Below are 26998 nucleotides of genomic sequence, written 5' to 3' on the forward strand. Positions count from 1 at the left end.
AAAATTAAAATTAGCTTTTATAATCCTGAAACTTACAGCATTTCAAAATATAGCTTAAGTATTGCACAAAAAAATGAAATGAGGATGAAATTTAGATTTTAGGTGATTTTATACTGAACGATGACTAACAACTGAAGGGTCTAGAACTAGCGATCAAGAGAGTTGCAGTACCAAGATTTGGCAGTTGACATTTAGATCAATTAAAAACAGCTTACAACATTTTTAGTGACTATAAAAATAGAAGTACAAGCGTCTCACTTGCTATTGCTAAACAATCATTTTAGCTGAGAATTTCATTAACTTTTTAAAGGTAATTTAACCATAAAAATACTTCCTTTTCCTTTTTCACTTTGTATTTCTATTGTACCTTGATGAGCGCGAATAATTGCTGTAACAATTGCTAATCCTAAACCTGAACCTCCTGTACTCCGAGAGCGATCACTATTAATGCGATAAAATCGGTCAAAAATTTTGGTTTGATCTTCTGGAGAAATACCAATTCCTGTATCTTGAACTTGAATAATCGCATAATTTAAACTACTCTCTAAAATGATGCTAACTTTGCCCCCTGGTAAAGTATATTGAATCCCATTTGTTGCTAAATTAAAAATTACCCGATAAAGTTGAGCTTCGTTTCCTTTAACAACAACTGGTTTTTTAACACATATTTCGGTTTTGAGAGTGACTTGATACTGAATTGCTAAAGCGGCTATTTCTTCTTCGGTGTCACTGATTAAATCATTCAGACAACAGAGATTTTTGGAGGATGATTCTATTTTTTGTTCCATGCGAGATAATAACAACAAATCCTGAACCAGTTGAGAAAGACGATGATTTTGTCGCTCAATCACTTCTAGAGTTTCTCTGGCTTGATTTTTACTTAAAGTCTGCTCATTTAAAGTCGATTCTAAAGTAGCTCTAATCGCCGCTAAAGGGGTGCGTAATTCATGGGCAGCATCGGCTGTAAATTGTTGAATTTGTTGGTAAGATTGATAAATTGGCTGCATAGCAATTCCGGCTAATTTCCAACTGGCAATCGCAACACTAATTAAACTTAAAGGCAACCCCAAACCCATCATTAAACGAACATTCGCCAAATATTGATCGAAATCTTGTAGAGAGCGTCCTAATTGTAACCTACCCCAAATTTGATTATTGCGGGTGTGTAACGGAGTCGAATAAAATAAGTAGCGACTTCCCCGATTATCTTCTAAAGTTTGCCAAGGTTGTGAAGTCAATTTACTCGCTAAGGTTGGCAATGACGAACCGGATACAGCGATTAAATTTCCCGACGAATTTAACAATCGAATAGAGTAATAATTTCGACTAAAAATTTTATATTGATGCAGGGGAGATGGATAAAAATGTCTATGATTAACCGCACTATCTGGGGTATTGCTTTGACAATCATTTTCCGATTCAATCACGCACAAATCCGGTAAAATTCGCCAAATATCGGGTTCAAATTGTTCGGGGGTTTTAAAAACAGTTTCTAGGCTATCGTGCAACGTTCCCGCAACGGCTTCAATTTCCCGATCAACGGTGATTTTATGAGCATGAACGATAGCTTCATAAACACCAAAACCTGATAGACTAAGAATAATTCCCATCACACCCACATACCAACTTGCAATTCGCCAACGGGTTTGTTGAAAGAGTTGATTTTGCTTCATGTTTTGGGAATATAAAAACGGTATCCAAGTCCATAAACAGTTTCAATATAGCGATCACAGCCAATTTCTGCAAGTTTGCGACGGAGTAAGCGAATTTGAGCAGCAACAACATTACTTTCCGGTTCACCTCCCACTTCCCAGAGTTGATTTAAAAGCCGATCACGAGTAATAATTTGTTGGGGATGTCGCATAAAATGATCCAGCAGTTGAAACTCCTTATTTGTCAGGGTAATGGTTTGAGATTGACCGTTAAGTTGTTGACAAGATAGCGTATAAAGGCGATAATCAAGAATAAGATTTCCGAGTTGTAATTGTTCAGATTTAAACTGAGGAGATCGCCGTAACAAAGCTCTTAACCTGGCGAGTAACTCTCCCATTCCAAAGGGTTTTACGAGATAATCATCTGCTCCTGCATCTAAACCCAAAATCTTATCCGCTTCTGTATCTTTTGCCGTTAGCATTAAAATTGGAATTGAACTGCCTTTTTGTCGCAATTTCTGACAAAGCTGAAGTCCAGAGAGTCCTGGAAGTAGCCAATCAAATATAGTTAGGGTATAATCTGTCCATTGACTTTCGAGATAAACGCACGCTTCTTTACCATCTATTACCCAGTCAACAATATAACCATTTTGAGTTAACGTTTGTTTAATTGCTTTACCTAAATCTGGCTCATCTTCTACAAGTAAAATTTTCATCTAAATGACTAACAAAAATGTCTACTTTAACAGATGATATTACAAAACAGGCTCATCAAGGAAATGTTGTCGCTCTTGTTCAAGTTCTCAACTCAGAACTCGCAGAAATAGGAGTGAAAACACGAGCAGTATTTGTCGATAATATTCTACAACTCTTATGTGAGGCGACGCAACCCGAACAGCTTGAACGCTGGACTCTTGTAGCCCGAATTGAGAACATTTTAAAATCAATCTCTCCTCGTCATATTCACCAAGTTCGGATTAATAGTCGTCTTCTTCAAAGACAACAACTGCTTTGGTTTGAGGAAATAAACCGCAACCCCAATACTCAACTTTTGTGGTATGAAGACATTTTTCTTAAAAAGCCGTCCCTTCCTCAACGCCTTCTAGGAATAATCCAAGATACCCAATATTTAACTCAAACTTGGACAATTCCGAGAACAACTTCGACTGATTCTATCCAACAAAATCAACCATTCCAGCGAGGATTAGTCGGAGGAATGATTGTCAGTCTGGCGGCGTTATTAGTCAGTTTTGGAGTTTATCAATGGCTGAGTTTACAAACTTCTAACCCTGAAGAAACTCCCTCAACTCCTGTTGCAACACCGACACCCACTCCCGCTCCTGAAAACCAAGCCACTGACTCCGAAAAATTTACTCAAGCCGTTCGACTCGCCCAAGAAGCAGTAGCCGCAGGAGAAATCGCTCGAACTCGTCAGGAATGGTCAGAAATTGCCGAAACTTGGGGGGAAGCCGCAGAATTAATGGAAGCAGTTTCCCCAGAATTTTCCCGCTATGCTACCGCTCAAAATCGAGCTTCTCTCTATCGTCGAAATCAGGAAGTTGCTCTTGAAGAAGCCGCACAAGAAAGTGAATTTTCTCCCTACTAACTCGCGACTAATTTGCTGCAACTTTTTGCTGTACAACTTCAACAATATTGTTACTCACCGCTTGAGGAATACGAGTATATTCTAAGCTTTGATTTAAACCTTGACCTTCACTCATTACCCAACCCACCATCTTTTTAACCGCATCTGCTTTCTGGGCGCTATCATAATTTTGCTTAACAAGCATCCAAGTAATCCCCACAATCGGATAACCTTGTTCTGGGTCTTGAAGGTTAGCAGCGCGAAAATCGTTATAAAACCGCACACTTTCGAGAGCTTTACTTGTTTCCTCAAACGTCGGTGCTACAAATTCACCTGCTAAATTTTCCAGTTGAGCAGTGGGTAGATTTTTTTGGCGAGCAAAGGTATCTTGAACATAACCAATCGCCCCTTGAGTTTGTTGGACAGTATTCGCAACTCCCGTATTTTGGGGAGCTTTTAGCGGACTTCCGGGCCAATTGGGTAACGGAGAAACATTAACGGTTTTTTGAAATAGGGGACTGGTAGAACTGAGGTGGCGAGTGAAAATATACGTTGTACCGCTACCATCTTCGCGCACAACAGGTTTCATCGGTAAATTTGGCAAATTCACACCCGGATTCGCTTTAGCAATTTTGGAGTCATTCCATTGGGTGATTTTTCCCTGGAAAATATCAGCCACCGTAGAACGAGGAAGTTTCAACTCAGAGACTCCAGGTACATTAAAAACAACCGCAACAGCGCCGCCTGCGGTGGGAACTTGTACAACTCCATTCGGCATTGTATCAATCTGGGACTGGGAAGGAGGGGCATCTGTTCCGGCAAAATCAACGCTATTGGCGATAAATTGTTCAATTCCGGCACCGCTTCCGACTGCATCATAACCAACGCTGATACCTGTCTGTTTGTTGAATTCCTCAAAATAACGCTTGTATAAGGGGGCGGGAAAGGATGCCCCAGCGCCTTTGAGAGAAACCGCAATGGCTTGGCCGATTGTAGCGAATGAAAGCGTAACGACTGCAACAGAGGCGGTTAGGGTTCGTTGCCAAGTTGATTTTAGAATCATGGTTTGTCCCTCCACTTTAAAATAGAAATTTCTATAAAGATAGCGTCACTATATCAAAGTTTTTGGTAAGATTTTTCTAGTGTTTAAAAAAATTAAACTTCTAGGATTGGTCGTTGTCTCTGCGTACCTGATGTATATGAAGTTAATCTCTTGTTAAATTCTTCTTAACTTCAGTCACAATTTTTAGAAAGTCTTCATCGATTAACTAAATTATGAATGTAAAATTATGAGTTATGAATAATAAACAGGAATTCCTGACTGGGAGTACAGAGTATCTATTAAATTAGAAATTGATCATTCTGTTGAGTGGGGTTTAGTTTGATCTGGTGAAACAACTTTTTAGGATCGATATCACAATCTGGTTTTATTTTTTGACCTTATTACTAAGCTATACTTTTGTAGGCTGGATATTCACTGCATTTGCGGCTTCTTGGAAAATTTGGCTAGGAACAGTTGCAGTAATCTTACATTTAGCAATAGCAGGAACAGAAGCAATTGTATTAGCAAATGCTTGGGTATTAGCGATCATATTTACTGCGGTCATCCAAAAAATATGGCCGATATATTTAGGGGGTTATCTTCCCAAAATAAATGCTCCCTTGTGGGCTATAATTATGATATTATTTTGGTTATTAGCTATTTTTTTTATAGTTATTCTAGCTTTAACTCGTCAAAAGTTACAGAAAATGGGTTGGAAAAACAGACAAGCAAGTTTAAGTTTAATTATTTTAGTAATACTAGCGTTAGGTATGGGTTGGATGGTTTTTAAAACAACGTTTAACAATTATTGATTTTGAAAAAATTAAATCACTTGCATCAAACTCTATTGAGTGGAAAGTATTTCGGATATTCTCAAATAGGTGTATAAACCAAAGATAATGAATAAACAGAGATCTCAACAAAAAAGTGATTACGAACCTTATCGAAATCGAACTCCCGAATATTATCTGAACAAAATTCAACCTCAAATTTTATCGAGTTTAAATGCGGAACAAATAACTGCTATTCGAGATATTTTAAAACAAGCAATCCCTAAAAATTCTCCTAAAATTGTTGACTTAAGAGTAACAATAGATTTAATTTTATCTCGATTTTATCTTGTTTTATTACTCGGAAAAGAACGTCGTCGTGGACAACGCGAATATCCAGTTACAGGAATCACTCGAATTGGAAACCTAATCGCCGCCACTCTTTTACTGATTGCAATTAATTTGCTGATTAGCGCGTTTATTTTTTTGTTACTTTATCTGATTAAATCAGCATTAGGAATTGACTTGTTTCCAGGAGAACACCTAAAAGATCAACTCAAAAAGTTTTAAAACATCCCTTGCAAAACCTCTCGAATTACCTCCGAGGGAACTTCATCTGTAATCGTTACCGTACCAATTGCTGTCGGCAAAATAAACCGCACTTTCTTATTTTTAACCTTTTTATCCGTTAATAAAGAGGCTAAAATCTCATCAATTTTAATACCCGTGGGTAACTTTGTCGGTAAACCCGTCTTTTGAATTAACGCCAATTGACGGCGATCGCAATCTTCATCCCATAGCCCCAACTTAACCGCAATTCGACTCGCTGCAACCATACCAATTCCCACCGCTTCCCCGTGCAAAACTGTTGTATATCCGGTTAAACTTTCTACTGCATGACCAATCGTATGACCATAGTTTAAAATCGCCCGCAGTCCCAACTCTTTTTCGTCTTTACTCACCACAGAAGCTTTACTTTGACAAGACCTTTGTAAAATTTCTTGTAATAACGACGGTTCAATAAACTGCATTTGATCTAAGCGTTGGGCTTGTTCTAAATGGGTAAATAATTCCGCATCCCAAATTACCCCATATTTAATCACTTCCGCCATTCCCGCCCGAAATTCTCGTTCTGGTAACGTTTTTAAAACCAACGGATCAATAATCACCTTTCGGGGTTGATGAAACGCCCCAATCAGATTTTTACCTTGAGGATGATTAACCCCGGTTTTCCCGCCAATAGACGCATCCACCATCGCCAACAGCGTCGTCGGAACTTGGACAACATTAATCCCTCGCAACCAAGTAGAAGCGGCGAACCCAGTCATATCCCCAACAATACCCCCACCTAAAGCAATCATCGTCGCAGAACGTTCCAGGCGATGTTCTAAGGCGATATCATAGACTTTTTGCAAAGTTTCTAGGGTTTTGTGGGGTTCCCCTGCTGGAAGTGTACAGCAAGCCACCTCAAAGCCAGTCTTTTCAACAGAGGTGATCACCTGTTGTCCATAGTGGTGAAAAATCTCTGGGTTAGACACAATCAATACTTTTTGACCAAGCTGGAGAGGAGTGATCAATTCTCCCAATTTCTCTAGACTTCCAGGCGCGATCGCAATATCGTAGGAAAGTTGTTCTAAATTCACGCGAATCACTGATTCCATTGTGTCCCCCTGATCAATTTATCCCGACACAGATGTATTCTAGCTCACCTTATCTAATTTTCGGCGTGGAGCAGATCGCTTTGAGCAACGAGAGGAAACGCCGCGACCTGTAGTTGTACAATAAAGATTCATACCTCACGCAAAAACCAAGCAGAGTAGGTTCAGTACCTTGAAAACTAGAGTTAGGGGGTTCTAGTCAGGAAAGCTTGACTGGGTGCCCGCTCGCAACAAGTACAAAGTCTTGTGAGACGACCTACCGCAGGGCTTGCGGAATCGGGACTCTGTAATGGGTCGAAAGTCTGTGGACATGACGTAAGACGGGACATAATTAATGCAAATTAGTTGTGTACGCAGACGTGGATGAAACAGAAACTTAAATCGTGAGGTTTAAGAATCCCTCGCCTCTGGTGATGGGAGGATGTCAAGTTTCAATAGTGATAATGATGTTTCGTGGAGCAATAAAAAATGAGTGTTGGTGCAGTAATCGCTTATGCTGGAATTTATGTCGCTGCTTTAGCAGTTGCATTCGGATTTCTGTTTGCGTTTCGTTTGATTAAGCTGATTTAGTTTAGCCAAGCTTGTTAACGACAGTAGAGACGTTCAAGAGAACGTCTTTACCGAAGTTAGATTTTTAGTTCAATGAATAGATTTGCTACTGTCTCAGTTTTAAACACTGACGAACATCATCCGACAATCCCGAATTGTTACCAAACTTTGCTTCTTTGACAATCGCATCAATCACGTTACTCCCAAACAAGTTAGCCCCTCGTAGATTGGTTTTGAATAGTTTCGCTTTGCTGAGATTAGCATGACGAATTTGGGCGTAAGCGAGATTAGCTTCACTGAGATCAACTTTAACCAGTGTCGCCCGAGTTAAATCCACCCGACAAATTTGCGCCCCGATCATCACAGCACTATTTAAGTTCACCTGACGTAAAATGGCACAATTGAGATTCGCTTCACTGAGATTCGCATTTTTCAAGTTTGCTTCGCTAAGATTCGCATTTCTCAAATTCGCTTCACTCAGATTTGCTTTATTTAAGTCAACTCGATAAAGATTAGTTGCTTCTAAATTAGTACGGGTGAGATTGGTTTGAGATAAATTAGCGTTTGAAAAGTTAACTCCACTCAGATTAGCACCTGTTAAGTTAGCATCTTGAAGATTAGCACCCTTGAGGTTCGCATGGGTGAGGTTTACTCCAGTTAAATTGGCTCCTCTGAGATTAACATTTTGTAAATCCGCACCACACAAGTCTGCATAACTCAAGTCGGTTGCATTTAAGCTGGCATCCAAGAGATTAGCATGGGTTAATTTAGCCTGTCTGAGACTTGCTAAATCAAGAATCGCTTTAGTCAGATTAGCATTTGTGAGATTGCTTTTGTTTAAATAGGCGCGTCGCAAATCTGTCGCAATTAAACTCGCATGGCTTAAGTCCGCTTCCGTGAGATTAGCAACTAAAAGTTGAGACTGATCTAAGATAGCGCCGCTGAGATTGACACCACTGAGATTGGCGAGTCGTAAGTCTACTTGAACGAGTTTAATTTCGCTGAGATCGCTGTCTCGCAGATCAGCACCCCGTAGTTCGATACTCCCCAAGTTTATACCTTTGAGGTTAATTCCTCGCAAATCAGGCCCTTTGGATTGACAAAAAATCCGACAAGAATCAAAACTGGTTACGAAAGAAGAAGCTTTTTCTTCAGGAACTCTCACCAGATGAAACTGTACATTTTCAGTGAAAATAGTAAAGACCAAATTAAACACTTCTAAAAAGTGAATTAGACGTTTACATTGGTCTTCTTCATAGTCTTGGTATTGTTGAATCAGCTTGGATATACACAGTTCTAGATAAGTCCGAGCCGAACTACAAATTAAGACAATTTTTAACAGCAGAATCACCAGAGTCAAGGGATTTCCCTGGGAAGTTAAGAGCGAAAATATCGGAGAAGGAGTTTTGTTATCTTCGGTTGTCAGAGTTTCGATCAAGCGGTTACAAGTGCGAATAATTAAACCTTTATTGATCACCCGATCTTCGTAATGGGTGTAAATAATTTTAAGTTTTTTATTCAGTTTTTCTCGAACCTTATTAATCGGAAATTGATCGCTCCCGGAGAGCATTAAATATTGAGGTAAGGTCTTTTTAAAGTCTGCGTAATTTAGGTCTTGGGTGTCTCGGAGAAAGAGTTTAGCTTGCTGGTTGTAGCTGGAGATTCTTTGAGCCGATATTGTCCTTTTGATCAGTTGAATGACATCATCTCCGAGTTGAGTCGGATTTGATCGTTTTTCACCCAACATCGTTGTCGAATTTGCTCGCGCCACATACATGGCTAAATCAAATTTGTACTTGTCTTTAAGCTGTTTTGATAAATTTCGGGCAAATTCTTTTTGTTCATGGGAGTTATCTTCGTTGTTGATATACTCAGGAACCAGTAAATACGAAGTATAACGATGACTCCAATCTTTTTTTGATTTTAACGCACAGTTTTTAATCGCTTGATATTCTGAACTCTTAAAGAAGTTCCGTAGCCAAACTCCCAAACGATTCAAATTCGGAGCAATAGCAATGCTCTCATCTTCTTGTGTTTCTTCTAATAACTCAATAAATTGTTGAACAAAGTTATGCTTTCTGTTAATGTACCAGTTATTAATCAGAATATAGCAAACCCGCTTGAGAGTATTTCTAAAACTCAACTCTCGTTTCGATTCAATGATATTGTTGATTGCTTGAACAACGGGTTCGCTCTCAGGACAACATAGATGAATAAAGATATTTTCAAACTCATCTAAAACCTTTTCAGGTTCCCACTGATGAATAGATTTGAGAAAAAACTGGTAGATGACTTCCTGATCAAGTTCTGGATCGGGTATGGTGGCATAACCATCGGAATAGGATTCCACCTGATAGTCGTTATATGTACATCCGTTTGTCATGCTGTTTTGTTGTCTGACGAAACAACCCTCTCACAATAAAAACAAACATTAAGCACCCAATCCCAACCTTTTTTGTAAAAAATTTCGAGATCACACCCCCAAAATCTCATCAAGACCTCAGTCTAGACAAGAAGTTTGAAGATTTGATGAAACCTAATCTCAGTGTACAAAAGCTCGTCCTCTGCATTGAGATTTTGCTGAGAGTCCGAACCGAAGTCAACTGAAAATTACAACTTCATAGACCATTATACCTACGAGACTGACACTTCGGATAATATTCTTTTTTTATCGCTTAGGAGTTCAGCCCCCCAAAAGACCGTGACCTATGACCTGCGACTTGTAGTTCTCATCAAAAAAGGGGGAGTAACTTCCTACCCGATATCAACCTTTACCCTTATACTGTTAACTAATCTTATCTTCTACGCTTAATATTCCATATATACTCAGCTCAGTCAGTCTATTGTCGGCGTTAGATTTCTAGCTAATCTGGCAAACTCAGTTATTCTCATTGAACTCCAATCAAAAATTGGTAGAAGTAAGCACATCCTTTTGCTGGCTATCAGTGCAAAAATTGATTACAGTTCTTGAATCACAGTTTTATAATTTAACCACCGACCGACTGAAGCGCGTAAACTGAAGAATATCCAAGCTCTTCTGTATACCGTCGAGACACCAACTCATTCTCCCGAAAGTTGCTGTCCCTTGCATTCACAAAGATGATTTTAAAGTACAGGTCTTTTTGGTAAAGGTCTATGAAATCGGCATCTCCAGGCAATCCCAAAGAGCAAACCGTCACCAGAACCGTAGATGTTAATGTTGATGAGAATAGTCAAAAAAGTTATCCCTCATCTCAAGACATGACCTCCTCTGTCTCCCCAGACAATATACCCCCAGGTCAATCTACAGGCAATGGAGGAAGTAGTGCAGCCATTGTGCCATCGAGCAATAGTGGTAGCTTCTCCTCATTTTTGGCACCCTTGAAAAAGGACAACTTTGTTCAAGTCGTCAAAGAGGTTGAACAAAAGCTCAAAACCGTTAATGAAACCCTCTCGATCCTCGATAACCTACTCGACGCCCAAGGGTTTGAGGCAATCCTCAACGAAATGCTCTGTTCGATCACCCTCAAAACAGGTGAATTACTCAGCGCCGATCGGACAACCATTTGGTTAGTCGATGATGAAAAACACGAACTGTGGTCAATTGTCGCCAAAGGAGAAGACGGAAAACCCCTAGAATTGCGAATTCCGAGCGATGCTGGAATTGCTGGAGAAGCAGCCACCTCCAAACAGGTGGTGAGTATTCCTTATGACTTCTACGACGATCCCCGTTCCCAAGCCGCCAAAGAATCCGATCGCAAATATGGGTATCGTACCTACACCATGATGGCAATGCCCCTTCTCAACGAAGAAGAAGAATTAGTGGCCGTTGTCCAACTACTCAATAAACTCAAACCCGAAAGCGATCTCGAAGCCCCTCTAGAAGAAAAAATCGATAAGCGCGGCTTTACCGAAGACGATGAGCAACTGTTCACCGAGTTTGTCCCTTCCATTCGCCTGATTCTCGAATCTTCCAAATCCTTCTACGCCGCCACTCAAAAACAACGAGCCGCCAAAGCGTTGATGAATGCGGTGAACTCCCTGAGTAAATGTAGCCTGGATCTCGAAGAAACGCTCAAAAACGTCATGGATCAGGCGAAAGAACTGATGAACGCTGATCGCAGTACCCTTTGGCTTCTCGATGCTGAAAAAGGCGAACTCTGGACAAAAATCCCGATTGAGGGCAAACTCACCGAAATCCGCATCCCTGCTAATGCTGGATTTGCCGGAATCGTCGCTGACACGGGGGAACCTCTGCTCATTTCCTTTGATGTTTACGAAGATCCCCGTTCCGTTAAATCCCAAGAAACAGACCAAAAAACAGGATATCGTACCTGTAGCCTATTGTGTATGCCTGTGTTCAATTCCGATGAACAATTAATCGGAGTCACCCAGCTTATTAACAAGAAAAAACAAGGCGAATATCCCCCCTACGACCCCGACAATTGGCCCGAGCCTCCCGAACAATGGAAAGCCAGCTTTAACCGCAATGATTTAGACTTCATGCGGGCGTTTAATATTCAAGCCGGAATTGCCCTGCAAAATGCCAAACTGTTTGAAACCGTGCGTCAGCAAGAACAAATGCAGCGCGATATTCTGCGTAGTTTGAGCAACGGCGTCATTTCAACCGACAGAAACGGGAAAATTATTGCCACCAATGAATGCGCTCAAGAATTACTCGGTTTAAGTGAAGCCGATGTCACCGCAGGTCAGTATGTTCCTGATCTGATTCATCTCAAAGAAGGCGACTTTACCAAATGGTTTGAAACCGCCCTACATCCAAAAGATGCCAAAGATCGACAGCAATATTATCCCGATCAAACCCTATTATCCGGTGCAGCAGAAGAACCCCAAAGTATTAACCTCTCGATCAACTCCATGTCCGATGTCTGTGATCCCAAAAAAGTCAGCGGGGTTCTCGTCGTTATGGAAGATATTAGCGGTGAAAAAGAGGTCAAAAATCTCATTTATCGCTACATGACTCCAGAAGTCGCCGAACAATTACTCGCCAGTGGGGATATCGGGCTAGGCGGTAAACGCAAAGATGTTACGGTTCTCTTTAGTGATATTAGAAGCTATACAACCCTGACAGAAAAGCTACAAGCCGAAGAAGTCGTTACCATGCTCAACGAATATTTTGAGGAAATGGTAGACACCGTACTCAACTACAAAGGCACTCTTGATAAATATATCGGCGATGCGTTAATGGCGGTATTTGGTTCTCCAGCCCCGCTAGAGGATCATCCCTGGATGGCAATGCAAGCGGCCGTTGAAATGCGCTATCGTTTGGTAGACTTTAATCAGATCCGAGTTGATCACGGGCTATTACCCATTAGTATTGGTATGGGATTACATTCCGATGAAGTCATCAGTGGGAATATTGGCTCGAGTAAACGGATGGAATTAACTTCTATTGGAGATGGGGTAAATTTAGCATCTCGTTTAGAAGGAACCAGTAAACAATACGGAACCGATATTATTATTAGCGACAATACTTATCATCGCTATGCAGAACGGTTAATCGTCCGCGAACTTGACTACATCACCGTCAAAGGGAAAAGTAAACCCGTCAAAATTTATGAGTTAGTCGGAATTCGAGAAGGAAAACTCGCCCGCCCCCTCTCCGAACCAGAACAAAAAATTATCGACCACTACCACAAAGGACGGGATTATTATCTCAAACCCGCCCGAGAAAAACTCAGCGACCAAGATTGTGTGAACTTGCTCGAACAGTTGGAAGAATTGTCCGACGCTCAACTGGAAGAATTGTCTTACGATGACAAAGAAATGCTCGCAGAAATGATGATCTTGGAGTTGTCTCTTGAAAAACTGGTTGAAATTCTCGGAGAAAATACAGTTGAGCGTCTCGAACTTCCAGCCTTGAAAACCAGTCCCATCGAAGAAGCGATCCTCAAGGTTAAAAACAAATTTCAAGATAAAAAAATTACCCCTCGCGAGAGAAAAAAATTATTGATTGCCAAACTGAAACAGTTCAGCGCCGCACCCCCAACTCAACAAATGCTAGAAGAGGAAGCCAAAGAAATGTCGCTTCCTAAGTTAATAAAGTTGATCGACCTGGCGAAAAAAGAATTTGCAACTCAAGCTACAGAAGCGTTCAAAAACGCCAAGCGAGAATTTTTGGAGGTGTTGAATATCGATCCCAAAAATAAAGCCGCCAAACTACACGTTGATCGCTGTCGTTTGTATGAAACCAGCAAACCCCCCGGTGAAAGCTGGGATGGCGTCTGGAAGTTGACCGAAAAGTAGAAACAGGCTAGAGAACAATCCCGAGAGCGGCGAACGCTTGAGAACGCCGCTCCCCAGCTTCAAAACATCCAAATGTTAATTTTAGATTCAATTTTGATCTCATTGAGACTGTAACTGAATAAAATTGGTATAGAATTAATACGTTCTAGAGGATTTTCACTGATGAAATCCATGCGATAGACCTCAAAATTTGAGATACAGTGTGCTTAAGATATGACTAAACTAAGTTCCCATTTTTCCGATGTTGAATGGCTGGAGAAGGTTCACAATCTGTTGATCGAAATCGCTCGGGCATCACTATCCGACTTACCTCGACTCCCCGAAAGAGTCTCCACAGAAGCCCTGCCCCTCGCCCAAAATGCTCAAGTCCTGCAAGAAAACACCAGCCAATTCAATCCTGACCTCAATTGGGCGCAACAAAGTAAGTGGCTAGAAGATGTTCGTCAACTGTTACTCGAACTGTCTCGGATTGCCTTATCTGAGCGTCCTAAACTTCCCGATAACATCGCTCAAAGAGCCTTAATGCTGGCGGAAACCGCTCAAGATTTACGGGAAAATTTGCCAGACAACGGTGAAGTTGAGTGGGAAAATGAAGAGACTCCCCTCACCCATGAGTCCAAACCGGATGAAGCCTCGACTTCTACCGAACAGCTTCTTCAGCAACTTCAAAACCATTTGCAAGCAGAACAAGCCCGCAGCAGTAACCCTCAGCTTCCTCAATGGCAACAAGTCTTAACCCTACTCGATGTCGCCAAAGAAATCTACAGCCAAATCCATCAATCCTCCCATTAGAGGAGAAATATCTCTAAAAGTTAACATTTGATGATGTTTCGATTAACTCTCAAACCCGGTCAACTTCTCTATGCAATGCTTATAGTTATCGTATTTTCTGAAACTTGATCGCCCCCATCAAGGTCAAGAGATCCCTAAAATCTATCTTCGGGATGATGGAGAAAACCCGTTAATTTTGTGCTATAGTTGGTTAGTAAAAGCTCGCCGAATATACGCTCCAAAGCTTAAAAGAATTTTGTATGGAATCTGATAGTCAACCTCCTAGTGCCTCTAGTCATTCTAGCGACTGGTTTGCGAATTTTGTGGGAACAGTTATTGCTCTAATCACGCTAACGCTACCCCTACTCGCGATTGCCCATTATTCCCCCAGTCAAGGTGCAACTTGGCAGTCTCCTCCCTATCCGATTCAAGGTTTAACCAACAATCAACCCTAAAGACCACTTCTCGCTCTCTCCGAAGCGAAGTATTGGAGACGGGAGGTGTTTTTTCCCTCTAAACCCCAGGGCTGTTTCATTATCAGTCAACCGTTCCCCGGATTGAAAAGCTGGGGCTTGCGGTTGACTCGATTCCCGAGTTAAAAATTGCCGGGGGATGGGGTGACGGGGGTGATGGGTGAAGTGCGCTTCTGATTAAAAATAGTTTTTTCGCGCATAGAAATTCTCCCAACCTCCCAACCTCCCAACCTCCCCATCTCCCCATCTCCCAACCTCCAGTTCAATCAAATTTTAGGGAGAAAATGAAACAGTCCTGCCTCTAAACCCGGCTTCTGATGGACTCCTATTGTTTTGTGGTGAGATGATCATCTCAATTCCTGAGTTTAGGGTTGGCTCGAACACACGATCGCTCCTAGAATGCTAAATGGGAGATCATCCATTCCAATCTGTTGATGACTCGACAGACCAACAGGAAGATCTCCCCTAAAAAATAGCTTGGAGAACGATCAGTGGACTTATCGCGGATTACACCCCAGCCCGAGCCGGGACTGATTAACGTACTTATCGAAATTCCTGCCGGAAGCAAAAATAAGTACGAGTACGACAAAGACTTACAAGCCTTCGCCCTAGATCGGGTGCTTTACGCCTCCGTACAATATCCCTATGATTACGGATTTATTCCCAATACTCTCGCTGATGACGGAGATCCCCTCGATGGAATGGTGCTAATGGATCAGCCCACCTTCCCCGGATGTGTGATCGCAGCCCGACCCATCGGTATGCTAGAAATGATAGATGGGGGCGATCGCGACGAAAAAATCCTTTGTGTTCCAGAAAAAGACCCTCGCTATAAGCAGGTGAAGTCACTCAAAGATATTGCTCCTCATCGCTTAGATGAAATTGCTGAATTCTTCAGAACCTACAAAAACTTAGAAAAAAAAGTCACCGAGATACTCGGGTGGAAAGATGTTGATCAGGTCAATCCTTTAATAGAAGAGTGCATCGCTGCCGGGAAGTCCAAAGGCTGAGACTCAGTTTAAGAAAATATTGATGGGTTTACCCCGAAAGTAAGACCATGTATCGCACGCTCCTATTAGCGAAAATTCACAACTGCACCATCACGGCCGCCAATTTAGAATATGTCGGTAGTATTAGTATCGATCAAACTTTACTAGAAGCTGCCGATATTCTCGTCCACGAACAAGTGCAAGTCGTGAATCTCGCTAACGGGGAGCGCCTGATCACCTATGCGATCGCAGCGCCGCCCGGTTCCGGTGCCATCGAACTTAATGGTGCTGCGGCCCGCTTAGGAATGACAGGTGATCGGATCATCGTGATGTCTTACGGACAGTTGACTCCAGAAGAAATCAAAACCCACATTCCTCAAATTGTTTTCGTAGACGAAAAAAACCGAATTCTTGAGGTTCGGGGCTAGAATAATACTGGTGCTTCGGTAATAAAATCTTCAACACCAATAAAAAACAGCGGTGCAACTGTTCCATAATTGATCGTAGTAACCCTCATCAGTACAATAGATGAGGCTTTCAAGTCTTAAATTTTTAGTCCTACGTTTAAGGTTGAATACCACAAAGATGTCGTCAGTTTCTGATCCACCTGCTCAGAGTCAACAGCCTTCCGAACAGGCTCAGATGGAAACCAACCCCTCACCAGACTTCTACGTGAAATTTTGGGGGGTAAGAGGAACGATTCCCACTCCAGGCCCCCAAACGGTTCGCTATGGAGGTAATACCTCTTGTGTCGAAATGCGCTTAGGGAAAAAACTCCTAATTTTTGATGCGGGAACAGGCTTACGAGTCCTGGGGACAAACTTACTCAAAGAAATGCCTCTCGATGTCTGTATGTTCTTCTCTCATACCCACTGGGATCACATTCAGGGGTTTCCATTCTTCATACCTGCGTTTATCCCCATCAATCGCTTCCACATCTACGGTGCAATTACTCCAGATGGTAGCACCATTGAACAAAGGCTAGCCGACCAGATGGTTCATCCCAACTTTCCGGTTCCTATGCACGTCATGCAATCGGATATGAAATTTTATGATATTATTCCCGGCGAGATTGTATCACTTGAAGATATCAAAATCGAGACAGCTCCCTTGAATTACCCCAACGGAGCCATCGGATATCGGGTCACTTGGCAAGGACATACCGTGGTTTACTGTAGTGATACCGAACATTTTCCAGACCGATTGGATGAAAATGTCTTGCATTTGGCTCGTGGTGCTGATGTCCTAATTTATGATGCGACTTATACCAACGAGGAATACTACCATCTTCAATCTCCTAAAGTCGGTTGGGGACATTCAACTTGGCAAGTGGGAGTCGAAGTTGCCAAAAAAGCCGGAGTCAAAAAAATTGTGATGTATCAACATGATCCCTCTCACGATGATGACTTTCTCGATCAAGTTGAAGCTGATGTGCAAGCAGTCTTTCCCGAAGGGATTGTGGCACGAGAAGGAATGCAATTGCAAATCAACTAATCCTGTCCTGACTGCAAAACTATCCAGCCAATAGACTCTCGCAAACCTCAGTTGAGAGACAAGCCAGTGAAGCAAAAGTTACCTGTACGACTGCGTATATCCGATTCTAAACGATACTTTTCCCGACTCAGGCAACGGAGTCTGCGGGTACTTGTCTTGGGAATTATCCTCTTTTCAGTATTGGGTAACTGGGTAGCTAGAAGTTCAATTCCCCTATCGCCTCAGAGTCAAGATTCTCTCGCCATCTCCTCCAATCAAATTGCTAGTGTAGATCGGGTTCCCCGACGCTTTGAACTCGGACAACAACTCTATCTCGAAAACTGTTCGGCTTGTCATATTGCTCTTCCGCCCCCAGTCTTACCGACGCAAACCTGGCGACAACTTCTCCAAGATACCCAACATTACGGACGCCAACTGCAACCCATTGTCGATCCCCCTCGGATACTGATTTGGAACTACTTACAAACCTTCTCACGTCCCCTAGACCTCAAAGAAGAACAACTCCCTTTTCGAGTTGATCGCTCTCGTTTTTTTAAAGCCCTTCATCCGCGCGTCGAATTTTCTCAACCGATCTCTGTCAAGAATTGCCTCAATTGTCATCCATCCGCCTCAGAATATAACTTTCGGAAATTAACCTCAGAATGGACTGATTCTCCCTAAACCGATAGTCAACCCTGTTCAACGGCTCGAAACTTAACGGGGAATAGGGAACAGGGAGACAACAGCGCAAACTCGTGACTTGCGGTTTGAAGGATGCCTCGCTTCCCGAGTTAAAAATTGCCGAGGTTGATGGGGTGATCGGGTGACGGGGGTGGTGGGGATAGGTCTTTTTGGAGATGAAAAATAACTTTTTATTCATAAAAATCCTCCCTACCTCCCTACCTCCCCATCTCCCGACCTCCCGACCTCCCGACCTCCCGACCTCTCGACCTCCCGACCTCCCGACCTCCCCATCTCCCGACCTCCCGACCTCCCGACCTCCCGACCTCCCGACCTCCCCATCTCCCGACCTCCCCATATCTACTTCTGTATATCGGTTTCTAACAATTTCATAGCTGATAGTGTCTTAAAGTGTCAGAATTGTAAGTAGCTGACTACTGAAAAACTGATGATTGTTTGTCCAAATTGCAATCACCAAAACCCCGAGGGAGCAACTCAATGTGAAGCTTGCTATACTCCCCTACCGACAACAATGGCTTGTCCAAGTTGTGGTGCAACAATTCAAAGTGATGCTGCTTTTTGCGGTCAATGTGGCTACAATTTACAGCCCACACCGACATCGCCATCTTTAGAAGAACAAGAAGCCGCTCTACCCACTGTAGTTTCCCCGCCCTCTGCTCCTGTGACACCTGAGCCGTTGGTGACACCAGAACCTGTTGTATCTTCTAAGATTGAGTCTCCAGTTTTAGAAAAATCAAACCCCGATCCCGCTCGGGATCTCGATCCCGATCCCGATCCAGTGGGGGTTGCATCTGTTGCAAACATTAACGAAATTAATCCGACTCCATCAACAGTATCGGCGGCAAATACGGCGAGTACAAATACTCAGCTTCAAAACCAGTCGGCACATTTACTTCACATCCAAACAAATCTGACTGTAGAACTCCCTCCCAATTTACCTGTGATTCACATTGGTAAACCCAATGAGCTAGTTCCCCCAGATATTGATGTTTCGGGTTTCCCGAGTTCGGAAGTTGTCTCTCGTACTCATGCCGATATTCGCGTTGAGGGAGGTTTCTACTATATTGAAGATGTCGGCAGTTCTAACGGAACTTATGTCAATAATATTCCTCTGACAAAGGGAAATCGACATCTATTGCGACCTGGCGATCGCATTTCTCTTGGAAAAGGTGACCTTGTTTCATTTATTTTTCAACAACCCTCCTAAGTCAAATTTTAGATGTCCGGTATGATTTTGAACTCAACTTCAAAAGGGAATTTTTGAGATCTGACCTGATCAATCAGTCACTATTTGTGAGAGTTCAAAATCTGCACGGAAAATCTAGAATTCGGCTTGAGTGCTCTACTTGAACTGAAACCTGTCAATGTGATTACCTTAACTTTACTTCATCCCAACCAATCTATCCCCGTTCGGACTTGGACTTTTGAGCAGAAGGAGGTGATTCGGATCGGCCGTTCTGTGAAAAATGATGTCGTTTTGTACAGCGCTGTTGTTTCTCGGTATCATGTTGAGCTAAGATTTCAAGAAAAAACTTGGACTGCTATTGGTTTAGGAACAAATGGCACTTATCTTGACGGCAAACTGATTCAACAATCTCCGGTTGTCGATGGACAAATTATTCATTTGGCAATTTCGGGTCCAAAAATTAAGCTGAATATCTCCGCCGATAAAACTCAACATTTAATGCGTCGAATTGGAATCAAACAAAGACAAATACAAACGGTTGATCATTCGAATACTGAAGTTCAAATTGATTCGATTTCATCTTCAACATCTTCTCAATTAATATCTTCTGAACCCTATGAAGATATTACAGAAACTGAGTGAGGTTGATTTTAAGTTGTTCTGTATGGTTTTAGCGGTGTATCAATTTCAATCAAAAAATCAAGAGGATATCAAGATTTAACGGTTATCAAATCGTCATTAGTATGGAGACTGACTCTATGAATACTGAAATTCAGATGATTAAACGCAGTGAGTTAATCAATCGATTAGTGCTAGAACGGAATACGGTTGAAGATTTAGGTCGAGTGGAACAACTGTGGATTAATCCTCAGTCTCATCAAGTCGTGGCTTTGACCTGTAAATCTGGACTGCTTCGAGGTCAAAAACGAGTCTTTGCTTGGGACGATATTACTCAAATTGGTGAAGATGCAGTTCTTGTCAATTGTCGCAGCTATGAAGCATCTAAAAATGAGGCTAAACCTGAACAAGCGATTCATGTGATGAATCATGAAGTTTGGACAGATGGTGGTAATAAAATTGGTGCAATTGTTGACTATATTTTTGAGTTGAAAACTGGGTTTGTCTACAATTATCTCTATACGTCTCAGGGGTTACGAGGCGTATTGGAAGGGGTTTATATTTTACCGTCAACAGCAGTTTCGAGTGCCGGAAATAAACGTCTGATTGTGTTAGAATCTGCCATCAAAACCCCTCAGCAATATTCAGAAGGTTTAGGGAAAAAAATGGATCAAGCGGCTGAATTCTTACAAGAAGATTTTGAGAGAACCCGAGAACATTTGGAAGGATTGAAACGGAATGCTCAAAAAATGACACAAGGAAAACAGGAGGAGATGAAAGAAATTAAAGCTGAAATAATTTCAGAAGAATGGGAAACCGAGGATTCATCACCCAAAATACTTCCCTCGAATTCTTCCGAGACTAATACTCAGAATACTAATCCTGATCATTCTGAAAGTTCCTCCTCAAATTAAATTGAAGTTCTGGGAAACTCAAAAATTGTGAGTTTTGCAAGACTTCGATGATCAAATTTAAAGCTTAAAAAAAGCTAGCTATCGGACTAATAAATGATTCCAACTCAACCTTTTAGGTCTATTTTTATCTCGGTTTTAGATCCATAAGTGATTACTCTGATCCTCATTCACCCAACTCAACCCATACCGGTCAACCGATGGACTTTTAAAGAGAAGTCAGTCATTCGGATAGGCCGTGCAAAAGATAATGATATTGTGATTTATAATGCTGTTGTTTCTCGTCATCATTTAGAACTCTGGAACCGAGAATCAGGGTGGGAGGTTGTCAGTTTTGGTACGAATGGTACATATATCAATAACAAACCTTTAAATCAGTTTTTTATTAAAGATGGAATGGTCATTTGTCTCGGCAATTCTGGGCCTAGATTAATGGTAAAATTGAGTTTAGATGAAATGAATAAAACCCCATCAGACGAAGGGGTTAAAGATTCTCAAAGTTCACAAACTCTAAATTCAGATGCGTTTACTGCAACAGAAGAAATGAATAAAATTCAACAGCAAAAAGAAGTTTTAGCAGAAGAAAAGTTTGAGTTTGAAATTGAAGATGAAGATGAAGATGAAGATGATAATGACAACTCAACGACAAGGATAGATTTCTTGGAATAGTATTTCTCAGTAGGAGTTTTAAATCGACAATCTCTCTTCTTCTCCTCTATTTCGAGGGGTTAACTTGAAGTTGGGGCGTTACCATACCACAAACAATACAGAAAAAGATTAAAATTTGTCTTGAAATATTATTAAATTTTTCGCTGACATCACTCAACATAACAAACCCAATACCAAGATTAGCTTTTTTTAAGCTTTATTTAAGTTTAGATCACATTACTATAATTCGATCTAAATTTCTGTAGAGTAGCACTCATTATTACTTTCATCATACCGAGTAAGATAAGAAATAGTTAAGTATCCTGAAAGTAATACTTTTAGGTCAAAAACCTCGGTTTCCTCACACAAACAAGGAGAAAGTGTCAGTATGGAAGTTATTTTGGTTTACCTTATCCTCGCCGTTGTTTTAGTTTGGAATGATCAGGGTTCATCTTCCACGAATGAACAAGATGATCGAAGTTTCGAGAAAATTGATTACAACAAAGATCGTTCTCAGCCAAATTTTTATCAAGAGAAAAAACAGCCTGAATATGTTCGTTATTTAGACATTGAATATCTAGAAATGAATCATTCTCAAAATCGTTATGGTTCCAGAAAAATATAACTTTATTTAAGGATATTGAGTTTTTAATCTTGGTTTTGGTGACTCAGTAAAAGATATTCTAAACAACTTTTTTAGGTGTGAGGAACTGAGATCACCGATCCTGTGGAACAGTCCCGCTTAATTATTTTGTTGAAATGGCTTATAGCGCTACTTGAATCGGGAATAGGGAACAGGGAACAGCGCTTGCCTTGCGGCGGGCGCGGTTTCCGGCGAGACTTAGTTGGCAATCTTAGGGAACAGCAGACTATGAAAGCGGTGTGACCCTGCGGCTTTGTAAGCCGCCAAGGAATGCACACGCCTGAGAGGGTTTCAGAATTTAGAAATGTCCTAACCAATTTGCGTAGTGCTATAACATCATCAGCCCTTTCAATCTGTCTCAATTCTCGATCAAGCCTCACCCCTTGAGACAAATCAGGTGTAACCATTGGTTTCTAAGGCTTTTGGAATTTTGTTTTTGAGTTTCCTCTCCTCAGAAGTGACAAAAAAAGACTAATGGTTCCCTGTTCCCCGTTCCATGGCCTACCCGTCAACCTCAAACCGATATCAAGAACTTCACCTTTATTCTTTAAGAAAAAAAAATAAATTTACCTTAACAACAGACGAAAGATATAAAACTTAGCTTAAAATTTGGCCGTCTGACCCAAAAAGTCTCCTTAATATAGATGGAGATCCTTCTGCTGTCAGCCAGTCAGTAGAAGTCAAACTGAAATGCTTGTGGACTCGAAGTCGCAAAAGTTAGATTTTTCTGAAGTCTAGTTCAGCGAAAAGGGGAAGCAGCAAAAATCTCTCGACAAGTCATAAAGCTTGTCGGTGAGACTGTCAAAGGCGAGACGAGTAGACACCGGAGACGAAATCATGGTTCAGATTCCAGCAAAGCCAACGCCCTCCGATCCGATGGATCAGGGACAATATATAGATCGGGACTGCACCACGCTATCCCGTCATGTTCTCGAACAACTCAATAGTTTTTCAGCCGATGCTCAAGATATCAGTGCATTGATGAACCGCATCGGACTAGCGGGTAAGTTAATCGCACGCCGTCTGAGTCGAGCAGGATTAGTCGATGATGCGTTGGGGTTCACAGGCAGTGTGAACGTCCAAGGTGAAGAAGTCAAGCAAATGGATCTCTATTCCAACTCGGTGTTTATCTCCGTTTTCAAACAAAGCGGCTTAGTCTGTCGCTTGGCTTCAGAAGAAATGGAGAACCCCTACTATATTCCCGAAAACTGCCCTATCGGACGTTACACCTTGCTGTACGACCCCTTAGATGGTTCATCCAACTTGGATACGAACCTGAATGTCGGATCAATTTTCTCGATTCGACAGCAGGAAGGTAACGACGAAGATAGTACCGCTTCTGACTTGCTCCAACATGGACATAAACAAATAGGTGCTGGTTACATCCTCTATGGCCCGAGTACATTGCTCGTTTACAGCATTGGAACAGGCGTTCATTCCTTCACCCTTGACCCGAGTTTGGGTGAGTTTATCCTTGCAGATGAGAACATCAAAGTTCCAGATCATGGCCCTGTCTACAGCGTGAACGAAGGTAACTTCTGGCAGTGGGATGAATCGATTCGCGATTATATCCGCTATGTTCACCGTCACGACGGTTACACGGCTCGATATAGCGGTGCGTTAGTGGGAGATATTCATAGAATTTTGTATCAAGGCGGTGTATTTCTGTACCCCGGTACCGTGAAAAAACCCGAAGGAAAACTCCGTTTGCTTTATGAGTCGGCTCCGATGGCATATTTAATCGAACAAGCAGGAGGACAGGCTTCTACCGGAACAGAGGAAATTATGGATGTGGTTCCAGAAAAGTTACATCAACGTACACCCCTAATTATTGGGAGTAAAGAAGATGTGACCTTGGTGAAATCCTTTATTCAAGATCGGGAGCGTCGAGATCAAAAATAGTCGTTTCTACACGCTAGACGCTCAACATTGCTAGAGTTCGGCGTAAAAACAACTTGATCATCTACTTTAAACAACTCACCGATTGAATTTGTAGACGTTACAGGAATTGCAGTTATGACCACAAATCATCTGCTAGAAATTGGCAATCTCGGTCAAAGTATCTGGATGGATAATCTAAGCCGTGACATTATTGAGTCCGGTGAATTAAAGACATTAATGGTCGAAAAAGGGATTCGGGGAATTACTTCTAACCCGGCGATTTTTGAGAAAGCCATTAAGGGAAATGCTATCTATGATGCGGAGATCGACAAAGGGATTAAAGCCGGAAAGTCGGTGATGGAAATCTATGAATCTCTGGTTTTTGAGGATATTCGGAATGCTTGCGATATCTTTAAGCCAGTCTATGAACAGACTGGGGGATTAGATGGTTATGTGAGTATCGAAGTTCCTCCGACGATTGCCAAAGATACGGAAAGCACTGTAAAAGAGGCTTTACGCTATTACAAAGCAATTGGCCGAGAAAATGTGATGATTAAGATTCCCGGAACACCTGAAGGGCTTCCGGCGGTAGAACGGGTGATTGCTTATGGAATTAATGTTAACGTCACATTACTTTTTTCGGTGAAATGTTATGTTGATACGGCTTGGGCTTATATCAAAGGCTTAGAAGCTCGTGTCAACAACGGAGAAGAGATCAGCAAGTTGGCTTCGGTTGCGAGTTTCTTTCTCAGTCGCATTGATAGCAATATTGATGATACCGTTGATGCCAAGCTCAAAGGCGTCACAGATATCAATCATCAAGCCAAACTAGAGAAAGTTAAAGGCAAAGTGGCGATCGCCAACGCTAAAATTGCGTATCAAGAATACAAGAAAATTATTCAAAGCGATCGCTGGAAAGCATTATCGGCAAAAGGAGCAAATGCACAACGGCTCTTATGGGCAAGTACAAGTACCAAAAATCCGGCTTACAGCGATGTGATGTACGTCGATGAACTCATTGGGCCGAATACGGTTAATACTTTACCCCCAAATACCATTGATGCTTGCGCCGATCACTGTGATGTCGAAAATCGCGTCGAAACTGAGGTTGATCAAGCCTATCATCTGATTGAAAGCCTCACGGAACCAGAGATTAATATTAATCTCGATCAAGTCATGGATCAACTCTTAGTCGAAGGTATTGATAAGTTTGTCAAACCGTTTACTTCGTTAATGAGTTCTCTCGAAGAAAAGGTGAAACAGCTTTCGACGGTGGGATAGTGAGTGCAAACCAATGCACTTGTTGGCTAAAAACCGGGTTTCTCATTGACCTAAAATCTGGAAGTGAGCAAGTCAAACCAGGTTGATAGAAAAGTCTGATTGACGAAAGGTGATTAGCGGGTGACAACCGGATAATTTAGAGATGAGAACCTCTGTTTCAAACCCAATAATTTTAGGTATCCCAAAGAAACAAGGCAGAAAGGTTAATCGGCAAATTCTAACTCAAGAGCAAGCCCGAGTCAGGCTTTCAACCTCAAGGATTCCTTACCTAAAAATAAAATGGGTAACTGTTCATTTCTAACGGTTTGCTGATCACCAAAAACAGATAATTAACGCAAACAAAAAGTGTCACCGCCTCAACTAAATTGACAAGGGAATGTAAATGGTTACACTACTGGAAAATCCGTTACGGGTTGGACTGCAACAAGATCGCGTCCCTGAACCTCAGATTTTAGTGATCTACGGTGCATCAGGGGATTTAACTCAACGTAAACTGGTTCCAGCCCTCTATCAGATGCGGCTCGAACGCAAGCTCCCTCCGGAATTAACCATTGTCGGAGTTGCTCGACGAGATTGGAGTCATGACTACTTCCGCGAACAGATGCGAATCGGTGTCGAGGAGTTTGGCGGTGGCTTACAGTCAGAAGAACTGTGGAATGATTTCGCTAAGGGGTTATTTTATTGTTCCGGTAACATCGACCAGTCAGAAAGTTATCAGAAACTCAAAGCATTTTTGAGTGAACTAGATGAACAACGGGGAACGCGGGGAAATCGCGTTTTTTACCTGTCTGTCGCCCCGGCTTTCTTTGGAGAAGCAATTCAACAACTCGGTGCTGCGGGTATGTTACCAGACCCGAAAAAGCAGCGTTTGGTGATTGAAAAACCGTTTGGTCGTGACTTAAGCACCGCTCAAGTTCTCAACCGGATTGTCCGTGAGGTTTGTGCAGAAGAACAGGTTTACCGAATTGACCATTATTTGGGGAAAGAAACGGTTCAAAACTTGATGGTGTTCCGGTTTGCAAATGCCATTTTTGAACCCCTGTGGAATCGTCAATTTGTTGATCATGTCCAAATCACGGTTGCAGAAACCGTTGGTTTAGAAGGACGGGCGGGTTACTATGAAACCTCTGGGGCGTTGCGCGACATGGTGCAGAACCATTTGATGCAGGTTTTTTCCCTGACGGCGATGGAAGCCCCCAACTCGCTTGATGCTGATAGCATTCGCAACGAAAAAGTTAAGGTGTTGCAGGCGACGCACCTCGCTGATATTAACAACCTGGAAAATTCGGCGATTAGAGGTCAATATACTCCCGGTTGGATGAAAGGCGAACAAGTCCCCGGTTATCGAGACGAAGAAGGCGCCGACCCCAACTCCACCACGCCGACTTATGTTGCTCTGAAACTCCATATTGATAACTGGCGTTGGAAGGGAGTGCCATTTTATCTACGAACCGGAAAACGGATGCCGAAAAAAGTCTCAGAAATCGCTATCCAGTTTAAAGAAGTTCCCTATTTAATGTTCCAGTCGGCGGCGAAACAAGCTAACCCCAATGTTCTCGCCCTGCGGATTCAGCCCAATGAAGGGATTTCTATGCGGTTTGAGGTGAAGACACCCGGAAACTCATTGAGAACTCGTTCGGTTGATATGGATTTTCGCTATGACACCGCTTTTGGCAAGCCGAATACCGATGCTTACGCTCGTCTATTGATTGATTGTATGCTCGGTGATCAAACCCTGTTTACCCGAGATGACGAAGTAGAAGCGTCTTGGAAGATTATTACTCCCTTGTTAGAAGCTTGGGATGCCCCTGCTCCCCCTGATGCGATTCCTTTCTATGAAGCGGGAACTTGGGAACCTGTAGAAGCGGAACTGTTACTCAACCGCCATGGTCGTCATTGGCGCAGACTGTAGAATTGGGG

At 42.1% G+C, this 26998-nt stretch carries 23 protein-coding genes; 18 read left to right on the top strand and 5 right to left on the bottom strand.

Translation table 11 applies throughout. The features are described 5' to 3' along the window. Positions 1–296: 296 nt before the first annotated feature. Positions 297–1673, bottom strand: a complete 1377-nt coding sequence (gene rppB, locus L8106_RS08395) for a two-component system sensor histidine kinase RppB (RefSeq protein WP_009783824.1) — start codon at positions 1671–1673, stop codon at positions 297–299. Continuing rightward, positions 1670–2368, bottom strand: a complete 699-nt coding sequence (gene rppA, locus L8106_RS08400) for a two-component system response regulator RppA (protein WP_009783825.1) — start codon at positions 2366–2368, stop codon at positions 1670–1672. The genes rppB and rppA overlap by 4 nt, the downstream gene beginning before the upstream one ends. A 17-nt stretch (positions 2369–2385) precedes the next feature. On the opposite strand from rppA, the gene L8106_RS08405 reads away from it, so the two are divergent. After that, positions 2386–3258, top strand: a complete 873-nt coding sequence (locus tag L8106_RS08405) for a hypothetical protein (protein ID WP_009783826.1) — start codon at positions 2386–2388, stop codon at positions 3256–3258. 7 nt (positions 3259–3265) lie between these two features. Here the strand turns inward: L8106_RS08405 and pstS are convergent, their stop codons facing one another. Then, positions 3266–4300 carry a phosphate ABC transporter substrate-binding protein PstS gene (pstS, locus tag L8106_RS08410; protein WP_009783827.1) on the bottom strand — a complete coding sequence of 345 codons (1035 nt, stop codon included), beginning with the start codon at positions 4298–4300 and terminating at the stop codon, positions 3266–3268. A 371-nt stretch (positions 4301–4671) separates the two neighbouring features. Between pstS and L8106_RS08415 the strand changes: the two genes are divergently transcribed. Then, positions 4672–5091: a hypothetical protein gene (locus L8106_RS08415; protein ID WP_156803618.1), complete on the top strand. Its 420-nt coding sequence runs from the start codon at positions 4672–4674 to the stop codon at positions 5089–5091. Between the two features lie 87 nt (positions 5092–5178). Continuing rightward, entirely contained in the window at positions 5179–5619 is a 441-nt protein-coding gene (locus L8106_RS08420) for a hypothetical protein (protein WP_009783829.1), read from the top strand. Here the strand turns inward: L8106_RS08420 and aroB are convergent. Further along, the gene (aroB, locus tag L8106_RS08425) at positions 5616–6710 is read right to left on the bottom strand and encodes a 3-dehydroquinate synthase (protein ID WP_009783830.1); all 1095 of its coding nucleotides are present in this window, start codon (positions 6708–6710) and stop codon (positions 5616–5618) included. The genes L8106_RS08420 and aroB overlap by 4 nt on opposite strands. A gap of 652 nt (positions 6711–7362) precedes the next feature. After that, a complete protein-coding gene (locus tag L8106_RS08430; RefSeq protein ID WP_009783832.1) occupies positions 7363–9639 on the bottom strand; it encodes a pentapeptide repeat-containing protein in 2277 nt (758 codons plus the stop codon). A 752-nt stretch (positions 9640–10391) separates the two neighbouring features. Here L8106_RS08430 and L8106_RS08435 point away from each other — a divergent pair. The 15 genes from L8106_RS08435 to zwf all read left to right on the top strand — a co-directional run bounded on the left by L8106_RS08435 (position 10392) and on the right by zwf (position 26990). Next, positions 10392–13502: an adenylate/guanylate cyclase domain-containing protein gene (locus tag L8106_RS08435; protein ID WP_009783833.1), complete on the top strand. Its 3111-nt coding sequence runs from the start codon at positions 10392–10394 to the stop codon at positions 13500–13502. A 213-nt stretch (positions 13503–13715) separates the two neighbouring features. Continuing rightward, positions 13716–14294, top strand: coding sequence for a hypothetical protein (locus L8106_RS08440; RefSeq protein WP_009783834.1), 579 nt, complete (start codon positions 13716–13718; stop codon positions 14292–14294). A gap of 239 nt (positions 14295–14533) precedes the next feature. Continuing rightward, positions 14534–14728 (top strand): hypothetical protein, encoded by a 195-nt coding sequence (locus L8106_RS08445; protein ID WP_009783835.1) that lies wholly within the window; start codon positions 14534–14536, stop codon positions 14726–14728. 509 nt (positions 14729–15237) lie between these two features. Further along, positions 15238–15756, top strand: coding sequence for an inorganic diphosphatase (locus tag L8106_RS08450; RefSeq protein WP_009783836.1), 519 nt, complete (start codon positions 15238–15240; stop codon positions 15754–15756). A 47-nt stretch (positions 15757–15803) separates the two neighbouring features. Continuing rightward, positions 15804–16163 carry an aspartate 1-decarboxylase gene (panD, locus tag L8106_RS08455; protein WP_009783837.1) on the top strand — a complete coding sequence of 120 codons (360 nt, stop codon included), beginning with the start codon at positions 15804–15806 and terminating at the stop codon, positions 16161–16163. 157 nt (positions 16164–16320) lie between these two features. Beyond that, positions 16321–17229 (top strand): MBL fold metallo-hydrolase, encoded by a 909-nt coding sequence (locus tag L8106_RS08460; protein WP_009783838.1) that lies wholly within the window; start codon positions 16321–16323, stop codon positions 17227–17229. Positions 17230–17409: 180 nt separating this feature from the next. Continuing rightward, complete coding sequence (locus L8106_RS08465; RefSeq protein WP_009783839.1) at positions 17410–17889, top strand: cytochrome c; 480 nt, start codon at positions 17410–17412, stop codon at positions 17887–17889. Between the two features lie 448 nt (positions 17890–18337). Further along, a complete protein-coding gene (locus L8106_RS08475; RefSeq protein WP_009783840.1) occupies positions 18338–19117 on the top strand; it encodes an FHA domain-containing protein in 780 nt (259 codons plus the stop codon). A 126-nt stretch (positions 19118–19243) separates the two neighbouring features. Beyond that, positions 19244–19738 carry an FHA domain-containing protein gene (locus tag L8106_RS08480; RefSeq protein WP_009783841.1) on the top strand — a complete coding sequence of 165 codons (495 nt, stop codon included), beginning with the start codon at positions 19244–19246 and terminating at the stop codon, positions 19736–19738. Positions 19739–19854: 116 nt separating this feature from the next. Continuing rightward, the gene (locus tag L8106_RS08485; RefSeq protein WP_009783842.1) at positions 19855–20628 is read left to right on the top strand and encodes a PRC-barrel domain-containing protein; all 774 of its coding nucleotides are present in this window, start codon (positions 19855–19857) and stop codon (positions 20626–20628) included. A 147-nt stretch (positions 20629–20775) separates the two neighbouring features. Next, the gene (locus L8106_RS30405) at positions 20776–21294 is read left to right on the top strand and encodes an FHA domain-containing protein (RefSeq protein WP_009783843.1); all 519 of its coding nucleotides are present in this window, start codon (positions 20776–20778) and stop codon (positions 21292–21294) included. A 367-nt stretch (positions 21295–21661) separates the two neighbouring features. Then, entirely contained in the window at positions 21662–21898 is a 237-nt protein-coding gene (locus L8106_RS08495; RefSeq protein WP_009783844.1) for a hypothetical protein, read from the top strand. 855 nt (positions 21899–22753) lie between these two features. Continuing rightward, entirely contained in the window at positions 22754–23818 is a 1065-nt protein-coding gene (gene fbp, locus L8106_RS08500) for a class 1 fructose-bisphosphatase (protein ID WP_009783845.1), read from the top strand. 114 nt (positions 23819–23932) lie between these two features. Further along, positions 23933–25078 (top strand): transaldolase, encoded by a 1146-nt coding sequence (gene tal / locus L8106_RS08505; RefSeq protein ID WP_009783846.1) that lies wholly within the window; start codon positions 23933–23935, stop codon positions 25076–25078. 382 nt (positions 25079–25460) lie between these two features. Further along, a complete protein-coding gene (zwf, locus tag L8106_RS08510; RefSeq protein ID WP_009783847.1) occupies positions 25461–26990 on the top strand; it encodes a glucose-6-phosphate dehydrogenase in 1530 nt (509 codons plus the stop codon). The last annotated feature ends 8 nt before the right edge of the window (positions 26991–26998 follow it).

It is taken from the genome of Lyngbya sp. PCC 8106, assembly GCF_000169095.1.
Classification (GTDB): domain Bacteria; phylum Cyanobacteriota; class Cyanobacteriia; order Cyanobacteriales; family Microcoleaceae; genus Capilliphycus.